Annotated in this window: 3 protein-coding genes; 2 read left to right on the forward strand and 1 reads right to left on the reverse strand. The window is 51.7% G+C overall.

What is annotated here, in order from left to right; translation table 11 throughout:
• Nucleotides 1-14 precede the first annotated feature (14 nt).
• The gene (locus tag LKK83_RS11820) at nucleotides 15-1,931 is read right to left on the reverse strand and encodes a CapA family protein (RefSeq protein WP_324631327.1); all 1,917 of its coding nucleotides are present in this window, start codon (nucleotides 1,929-1,931) and stop codon (nucleotides 15-17) included.
• A gap of 1,049 nt (nucleotides 1,932-2,980) precedes the next feature.
• Here LKK83_RS11820 and LKK83_RS11825 point away from each other — a divergent pair.
• Both LKK83_RS11825 and LKK83_RS11830 read left to right on the forward strand, forming a co-directional pair.
• Nucleotides 2,981-5,734 (forward strand): S8 family serine peptidase, encoded by a 2,754-nt coding sequence (locus tag LKK83_RS11825; protein ID WP_324631328.1) that lies wholly within the window; start codon nucleotides 2,981-2,983, stop codon nucleotides 5,732-5,734.
• Between the two features lie 345 nt (nucleotides 5,735-6,079).
• Nucleotides 6,080-8,032 (forward strand): CHASE2 domain-containing protein, encoded by a 1,953-nt coding sequence (locus LKK83_RS11830; RefSeq protein WP_324631330.1) that lies wholly within the window; start codon nucleotides 6,080-6,082, stop codon nucleotides 8,030-8,032.
• The last annotated feature ends 154 nt before the right edge of the window (nucleotides 8,033-8,186 follow it).

Below are 8,186 nucleotides of genomic sequence, written 5' to 3' on the forward strand. Positions count from 1 at the left end.
CACCCAGAACCGGATTAATTTGAAGCCGCGCTATTGGTCAACCGAGGCAGTTGAATTTTCTTTTTGGCGCGACCTGCCGCCCCGATCGCCCCGCCTGCTGCTGCCGCCGCTAGGGCCATTCCTGCCGCACGAGGGCCGTTCGACGATGGGGTTTCCGCTTCGGTTGCCTCTGAGGGCAGGGGTTCGGTTTCGCCAAAGGAGAGTTCTTCGTCCAACTCGGAGGTAAACGGTGAGGCATCAAATGCATCGCTGTCGGAGTTTTCTACATCGCCTAGTGCCGGTGCATTGGAATTTTCTGCCGTCGCTGGCATCTCAAATACAGAATTTTCGGCAGATTCCACCACCTGAGAATTGCGGACATCGAGAATCATCGGCGAGCTCATCGGTTCGTCGAAAATGCCCGAGAGCATGTCAATATGTTCGAGGATGCGATCGCCCCTTTCTCCTTTTACCACTTTTGGCTGGTACTTTCGCACCTCCACGGGCAAAAACTCCACCTTCATTTGTTTTTCGCGCAAGGACACTTTCAACACTGCGGTATCGTAATCGCTGCGCGCATTGCCGCCAAAAATAAAATTCCCCAAGGAGTAGGCGATCGGACGACCCCGATAAATTTCCGCCCCTTGCAAAACATGGGGGTGATGACCCACCACCACATCCGCTCCTTGGTCAATGGTGAAATAGGCGAGTTCGCTTTGCCAAATTTCTGGATAGTTCGCCAGTTCCACGCCCCAGTGGAAATTCACCACAATCCAATCTACTTCGTCGCGCACTGCTTTAATGTCTTGCGCGATCCGCTCTTCTAAACCGTGGTTGGTGCCGGCTACTCCGGCTCCCGCCGCGTGGTAATCTGCGGTATAATACCCAAAGTACGCAATCCGCTGCCCTTTTACCTCCAGGATTTCCGGTCGGCGGGCTTCGGTGACATCCATCCCGGCCCCCACGGCGTGAATCCCGGCTTGTTCTAAGGTGTTTAAGGTGTCTTGCAGTCCCGCTTCTCGATAATCCATTGCGTGGTTGTTGGCTAGGTTGACGATATCCACGCCGCCATGGGTCAGAACTTCGATGGATTCGGGATTGGCTTTGAAATTAAAGGTTTTTTCTAATTTGGTGTCGCTGGTGGTTAAGGTGCCTTCTAGGTTGACCATTGCTACATCGGCTTCGCGATATTCTGGCATCCCGTCAAATGCCCAGGTGTAGTCTTCGCCTACTAGGTCTTCAAAGGCATGACCCAGGGTGACATCGCCGCTCATCATTAAGGTGACGGTGGGATCGGTGGGGTTCATTAGTTGGGTGTGTTCCACCACCGGCACGCTTTCTAATGCTCCTTGCACCATTTGCGGGTTTTCGCGATTGTCGCCTTCCCGGTTTTGGGGAATAATCGGCGCAGTTTGGCGGGTGCTTTGCTCTTGCAGGCGCATCTGAGCGTAGCTGACGAACAGTCCTACCCCAAAGGCTGAACCGACAACCCCGGTGAGCAGAAATAGGCGAAAGAGTTTGAAGGTTTTTAGCCACTCGGTGGTTTTGGCAAATAGCTTACTCAAGCGTTGCACGTGGCGATTTTGCCGCTGCTGGTTGGCTGGGGTGACGATTCTCACCGACTGTTGCCATAGCAGATTGGTCGGTCCTGCGGGGTTGACGCAGGTGGCGATGATACGAACTCCCTCGATCGCCTCTGAGTTGAGCCGCCAAATGTGGTGACAGATGAATTTAATCAGCCCCGATCGGATTTGGTGGGCTCGGTCCGGTTGCGCGGGTATGGCGTTGAGTTCCAGGCGGATGGGCAAACATCCGCTTTTCACCGGATCGACCCGGGCGTAAATGCCTTGCGGGGCAAGGTATGAGTTGATCAGGTAGGCGATCGCCCGAAAGTTACCGGCCCTGGCTAGGTCTAGCATTGACGGGTAGGCATTGCTACTGAAACTGGTCATCTCTTTCTCTCCTGTTCGGTGTTGAGCGCGATTTTCAATTTTAAGTTAGGTTTTCCCCAAAGCGCGATCGCTTCTTCGGCTCCAGTTTGCCCCATTTTTCCCTAACACCCGGTGGATTTTCACCGTAGTTTACTCTATCCTGGCGCACCCTCCGCGAGCTACTGGTGGTTTAGATGCAGTTTTTCCCCTCAGATCGCCGCGCGATCGCTTTTTCTATTGCTGTTTTACCATTTCCACGCCATTTGGCAACAGGGGCGGTGGTTGGTCATTGGTCATTGGTCCTTTGTCATTTGGGGTTTGTCATTTGTAGGAGTACCAATAACTAATTACCACTAACCAATTATCAATGACCAATTACCAATTACTAATGATGCTTCCCACCTGCATTCTGCGTGACCGAGACTGCACCGATCGGGGGCGTTAGGGCGATCGCGCCTCATGTGAGATAAGTTAGCGATCGCCCTAACGCCGAGACTCATCTTGGCGCTCCTTCCCCGTACCGAATTTCCCCCGGTTTTTCGCCACCCCCTTTGCCTGACCGCGAAAAAGTTAAGCACTTATGCAAAATAAGCAAGCACGTTTTAACTCGTTAACTCGTTCCCAGGCGGTCGCCTGGGAACGAGTTAACGAGGCTTTGCCTCCCTCCCCCAATAAATGTGCAAAATAATTTGCACCCTTGCTTTACTTGAAAAAGCAATTATTTTAACCGATGAAGTTATCCGTGTCAAGCTCCAATAATTTTGCTAGGGTTAAGACAATTGAAAAGCGGCGTTTCCCGGGGGCAAGAGGAGCAAAAGAGTTGGGTTTCGGGATGAAGTAAAAAATCCGATCCACTAGGAGGTAGGGGGAAAGAGGGTAAAAAAGGATTGATTGTAAATAGAGGGTTCGCAAAGAGTTAAGCTTGCAAATCTACGGTTAGCTTGTTTCGAGCTTGGCTTTTTCTGACATTGACAAAAGCAAAAAAAAATTAACATAAATTAATATAATGAAACATGAAAATGCTTTAAGATTGAGTAATCAATCAGTTTCCAGCAAAAAAGAGCAGCCGAATGCTAGACATCAGCAAGTTGTATGATGAACGGTATTATCTAAACCAAAACCCGGACGTGGCGGAGGCAGTTGCCGCAGGGGTTTTTGCCAGTGGGTTAGAACACTTCCTGAACTTTGGTCAAAGAGAAGGGCGGGATCCGAGCGCTTTGTTTGACACGGCGTATTATTTAGCACAGTACCCGGATGTGGCCGAGGCAGTGGCAGAAGGTGCGATCGCGGCGATCGAACACTTTGTCAATTTCGGACAATTAGAAGGTCGCGATCCGATCTTCGAGTTTTTTACCGAGCTTTACGTGGAAACCTATCCAGACGTAGCCGCAGCAGTAGCAGGCAGCGAGCTAACTCCCTATCAGCACTTTGTGGAATTCGGTTTGGCAGAGGGACGCGATCGCGGCTTGCTGTTCGAGCGATCGTTCTATTTGGCGAATAACCCGGATGTGGCCAGAGCAGTCAATGAGGGACAGTTAAGCGCGATCGCCCATTACTTTTTGTTTGGCAAAGCAGAAGGACGGATCGCCAACCCCACCGCCGATCTGAATGCGGCGATCGAGTTAGGGAATCTGGGAACCGCCGAAGTTATTGGCGCGATCGACGATCGCAACCCAGAGCAACTCTACCGATTCACCTTAAACACTCCCAGCGACTTCAACTTAGAACTTGGCGAGTTGAGCGCCGATGCAGACGTGACGCTGTTGCAAGACCTCAACGACAATGGCGAAATCGACGTTGAAGATATCGTGGATTGGTCCGATGAAGAAGGAACCGCCACGGAAACCATCGCGCGCGGGTTGCGTCCGGGGACCTACTTTGTGGCGATCGAGCAGTTTGAAGGCAACACCACCTACAACCTGAACCTCTCAGCCACACCGCGCCCCGACGTCCCCCCCGATAATGTGGGCAACACCCTAAGCGAAGCATTCGATCTGAATGAGGCGAGTGAGGTATTATCCCTTGATAATCTGGGAAGTTTTACCATTAATTCGATTCTGGAAAATGTAGGCATCGAAGCGCCGGAACAGGTGGGCGATTTTGACCCCGCCGATATCTACAGCTTTACGATGTTAGTACCGAATCGATTTCGCTTGGTACTCGACGAACTCAGCGCCGATGCGGATGTGGCGATCGCTACGGATCTCGACGACGATGGCAGCATATCTCTGGATGAAATTATCGCCAGTTCCGAAAATGAAGGGAATCAGTCCGAGGAGATCTTCATTCCAACTCTATTTACAGGCGAGTATTACATCATTGTCGAGCAATTCGAGGGGGATACCACTTATAACGTGACCCTGGAAACCACACCGATTCAGTTTCCCCTCTCAGAAGCGGCAGAGGTTGGTAGCGTGAACCCTACGCCGCAAAGCGTGACGGGCGAGTTAGGTTCGGCAAATCCCGCAGATACCTACCGCTTCAGTCTCGATACTCCCAGCGATATCCAACTCAATCTCGATGGCCTCACGGCTGGTGCTGAATTGTATCTGATTCAGGATATCAACAGCAATGGTATAGTGGAGAGTGGTGAGATTCTCAGCAGCGCCCCCGGGCCAGAAAAGGCGATTCCGATCGTGAATGAAGTTGGCACCTATAGCAGCGATTCAGAAGCGCTTTCGTTTGTTGGATTGTCGGCGGGTAACTACTTTGTCGGAGTCAATCAGTTCCAAGGCGAGACCAACTACAATCTCACCCTTTCCGCAACGCCTACCACCGGGAAATTTAACACCCTGTTTGGCTATGGGTTAGTGGATGCTGCCGCCGCCGTCACCCGAGCGCTCGGCGAATCGGCTTTAGCCGAGGTTCCCGAGATTACCAGTAGCGCCACGCGGAACAACACCGGGGACTTGAACTTGATTAATGCCCCAGAAGTCTGGAACCGAGGGTTTACCGGCGAAGGCGTGGTGGTAGCGGTATTGGACGATGGGGTGGACTGGAAGCACCCGGATCTGGCAGATAATATCTGGGTGAACCCGAATGAAATTGCCAACAACGGCATCGATGATGATGGCAATGGGTTCGTGGATGATGTACGAGGCTGGGACTTTGTGGATAACGATAGCGATCCGAGCGGCGGCCCCGAGGACGCTCACGGTACCCATGTGGCAGGCACGGTTGCGGCGCAACGCAATGGGGTAGATATCGTAACCGGTGAATCTACTGAAATGAATGGAGTGGCCTACAATGCCACGATTATGCCAATTCGGGCACTTGGTGAGTCGAAGTCTAATCCCGATGAGGAGTTCGATCCGCTTCCCGATGCCATTCGCTACGCGGTGGAGAATGGGGCGCAAGTCTTGCAAATGAGCCTTGGCAACAATCCCGGCGATCCGCCTTCACTGGTAGATGAAGAAGCTCTCGCGTTTGCCCGGGAACGGGGGGTTGTGGCGGTGATTGCCTCCGGAAACGAACGGGATAGCTATGGTGCGACCCGACCCGACGATCCAGCGTTTGCGGCGCGCAACGATTTGGCGATCGCGATCGGGGCCGTGAACCGCGAGAAGGAATTGGCCACCTTCTCTAACCCAGCAGGTCCCTCTCCTTTGGATTTTGTAGTCGCGCCGGGAGTTGAGGTTTTGTCTACTTTTCCAAATCAGAAATACCAGTTCGAGGAGGGAACCTCGATGGCAACCCCCCATGTCTCTGGGGTGGTGGCGCTGATGCTGCAAGCCAATCCCAATTTGAGTCCGGCTCAAGTGGAGCAAATCCTCATCGAAACCGCACAACCCGAGGGTATTACTTTGGCAGTGGGGGAAGAGTAAAACGAGGGATGTTTTCCAGCTACTTCCCTGCTGAAGGGTAAAGCGTCAGGGATGGAATGACCAGGAGTCGTGGCCTTTTTTCGAGAAAGGGTCACGACTCTGGCGTTCGCAACCGTGGGATCGGGTGGTTTTTGCTACGGGCAGAGTTAATGTTATGTCCGGAGGAATCGCAATCAAGAATAATTCCTCCGCCTAGGCTGGCGATTGCCTGCCTCGGCGGTATTTCAATCCCCCGTGTTTTGGGGACTCGGAACAATCGGATAGATCTGGGAGGCGCGATCGCCGATTGTTGAAGAATTTAGGAGCCGCGAAATATAATAGCAACTATCTGCTAAGGTCAAATCTATGTTTTGTTACTCACTTTTTAAACCTTACTTAAGTGCCGCTGCTCAGAGACTCCATCGACTGGGCAAGCGCTTGCCTGTTGCCCGGGAGGTTCGCAAGGGGGCAACCTGCAGCGTGGCAGTCACCGCCTTGGTTTTGGGAGTCAGGTATTTGGGGGGGTGGCAGTTTTTTGAACTGGCTGCCTTCGACTGGATGATGCGATCGCGCCCGGCACGCAGTGTGGATTCGCGCCTGTTGGTGGTTGAGATAAGTGAGGCCGACATTGCCGCCCAGGGAGATTGGCCCCTCTCTGATGAAGCCTTCGCGCAAGTCTTGCAAGAACTGCAACGCCATCAACCCGCCGCGATCGGATTGGATATTGTGCGAGATAGTCCCAACCCCCCGGGATACGACCGACTGGTGGCACAGTTGCAAAATCCGAACGTTATCGCTATGAAAACCCTGGGGAACGAAGAAAAACAACGGGTCGCCGCCCCCAGCAGTATCCCGGAAGCACAAGTGGGATTTAACGACGTACCCACCGACCCCGATGGCAAAGTGCGCCGCAATTTACTCTTTGCCTCCCAAAGTAACAAAACTTATGCCTCTTTGTCCCTACAATTGGCTTTACTTTATCTAAAAGATAAAAACCTCCAAGCAAAACTGACCGAAGCCCAAGAATATCAGTTAGGCAATACGGTTTTTCCCAAGCTCACTGGCAATGCAGGGGGATATCAAACAATCGACGCTCGCGGCTATCAAATTTTGCTCGATTATCGAGCGGAAAATCCGGCGCACCAAGTAACGTTTACTCAAGTCCTCAACGGCGATTTTCCGGCAGACTGGGTGCGGGGCAAAATCGTGTTAATTGGCGCAACTGCCCCTAGCGTGAAAGATTTGTTTTTTACTCCCTACAGTGTAGCACAAGGGGGACAACAAATGCCCGGGGTGGTGATTCACGCCCAGATGGTCAGTCAAATCCTAAGTGCGGTACTTGATGGAGAATCTTTATTCTGGTTTGTATCGGAAAAATTGGAGATTTTATGGATAGTGATTTGGTCGGTTTTGGGGGCAATTATCGTCTGGGAAATCCGGAATCCGGGCTTCTTGATTTTGGGCGCGATCGCCGCATTAATCGGCTTACTGGCTATTGGTTATTCCCTCTTTATCTTTGGCGGTTGGATACCCATAGCTGCTCCCGGTTTTGCCTTTATTTTTACCGGATCGTTGGGCGTGGTGTACCAGCTAAAAACCTCTTGGCAACAGCAACAAATGGTGATGAAATTGCTCGGACAGCAAACTTCCCCGGAAATTGCCAGTGCTTTGTGGAACGAGCGCGATCGCCTGATTGACTCCGGAATGCTGCCCTGGCAAACCCTCACCGCCACCCTGTTATTCACCGACTTAAAGAATTTTAGCACCTTTTCTGAAAAGAAATCCCCGGAAGAATTAATGAAGTGGTTAAATCCCTATCTCAGCGCCATGACTGATGAAGTGTTAAGTCATCAAGGAATTGTGAATAAATTTACCGGGGATGGTATTATGGCTGCATTTGGCGTCCCCATTCCCAGGAGCGATCGCGAAGCCATTGCCGCCGATGCCGAAAATGCCGTCAAATGTGCCCTGGGCATGGCCAAAAAACTGCAAGAATTGAACCGCAAATGGCAACAGCAAGGAGACCCCTTAGTGCAGATGCGCGTGGGAATTTTTACCGGCCCAGTCACCGTAGGTAGCCTAGGCGGAAAACATCGGTTAGAATATGGAATAATTGGCGATACGGTCAATACGGCATCCCGCCTAGAAAGTTGCCAAAAACACTGCCACCCCGATGTTTGTCGCATCTTAATCGCCGGGGAAACCTTAGCCTATCTCGATCCGGATCGAGTTAAAGTAGACCCCTGGGGACCATTGCCCTTAAAAGGCAAATCGAAAACCGTAGAAGTTTATCGCGTTATCCATCCACAATCTGAGTAAGTTGTTTGTCATTGGTCATTGGTCGTTGACAATTTGTTAACTTTTGCTAAGCAGAGCTTGTCAAATGGCTAGATTTGAGATTACGGTAGGGGAAAACACGAAAAAAAACTCGGTCGCTTGGTAGCCCCGCTCTAAAGAGACGGGGCTACCAAGC

The organism is Phormidium sp. CCY1219, assembly GCF_035615515.1.
Taxonomy (GTDB): Bacteria; Cyanobacteriota; Cyanobacteriia; order Cyanobacteriales; family Laspinemataceae; genus CCY1219.

Excerpts from the sequence above, each read along its gene's own strand:
- LKK83_RS11820 (WP_324631327.1), bottom strand. The coding sequence starts at position 1,931 with ATGACCAGTTTCAGTAGCAATGCCTACCCGTCAATGCTAGACCTAGCC.
- LKK83_RS11825 (WP_324631328.1), top strand. The coding sequence starts at position 2,981 with ATGCTAGACATCAGCAAGTTGTATGATGAACGGTATTATCTAAACCAA.
- LKK83_RS11830 (WP_324631330.1), top strand. The coding sequence starts at position 6,080 with ATGTTTTGTTACTCACTTTTTAAACCTTACTTAAGTGCCGCTGCTCAG.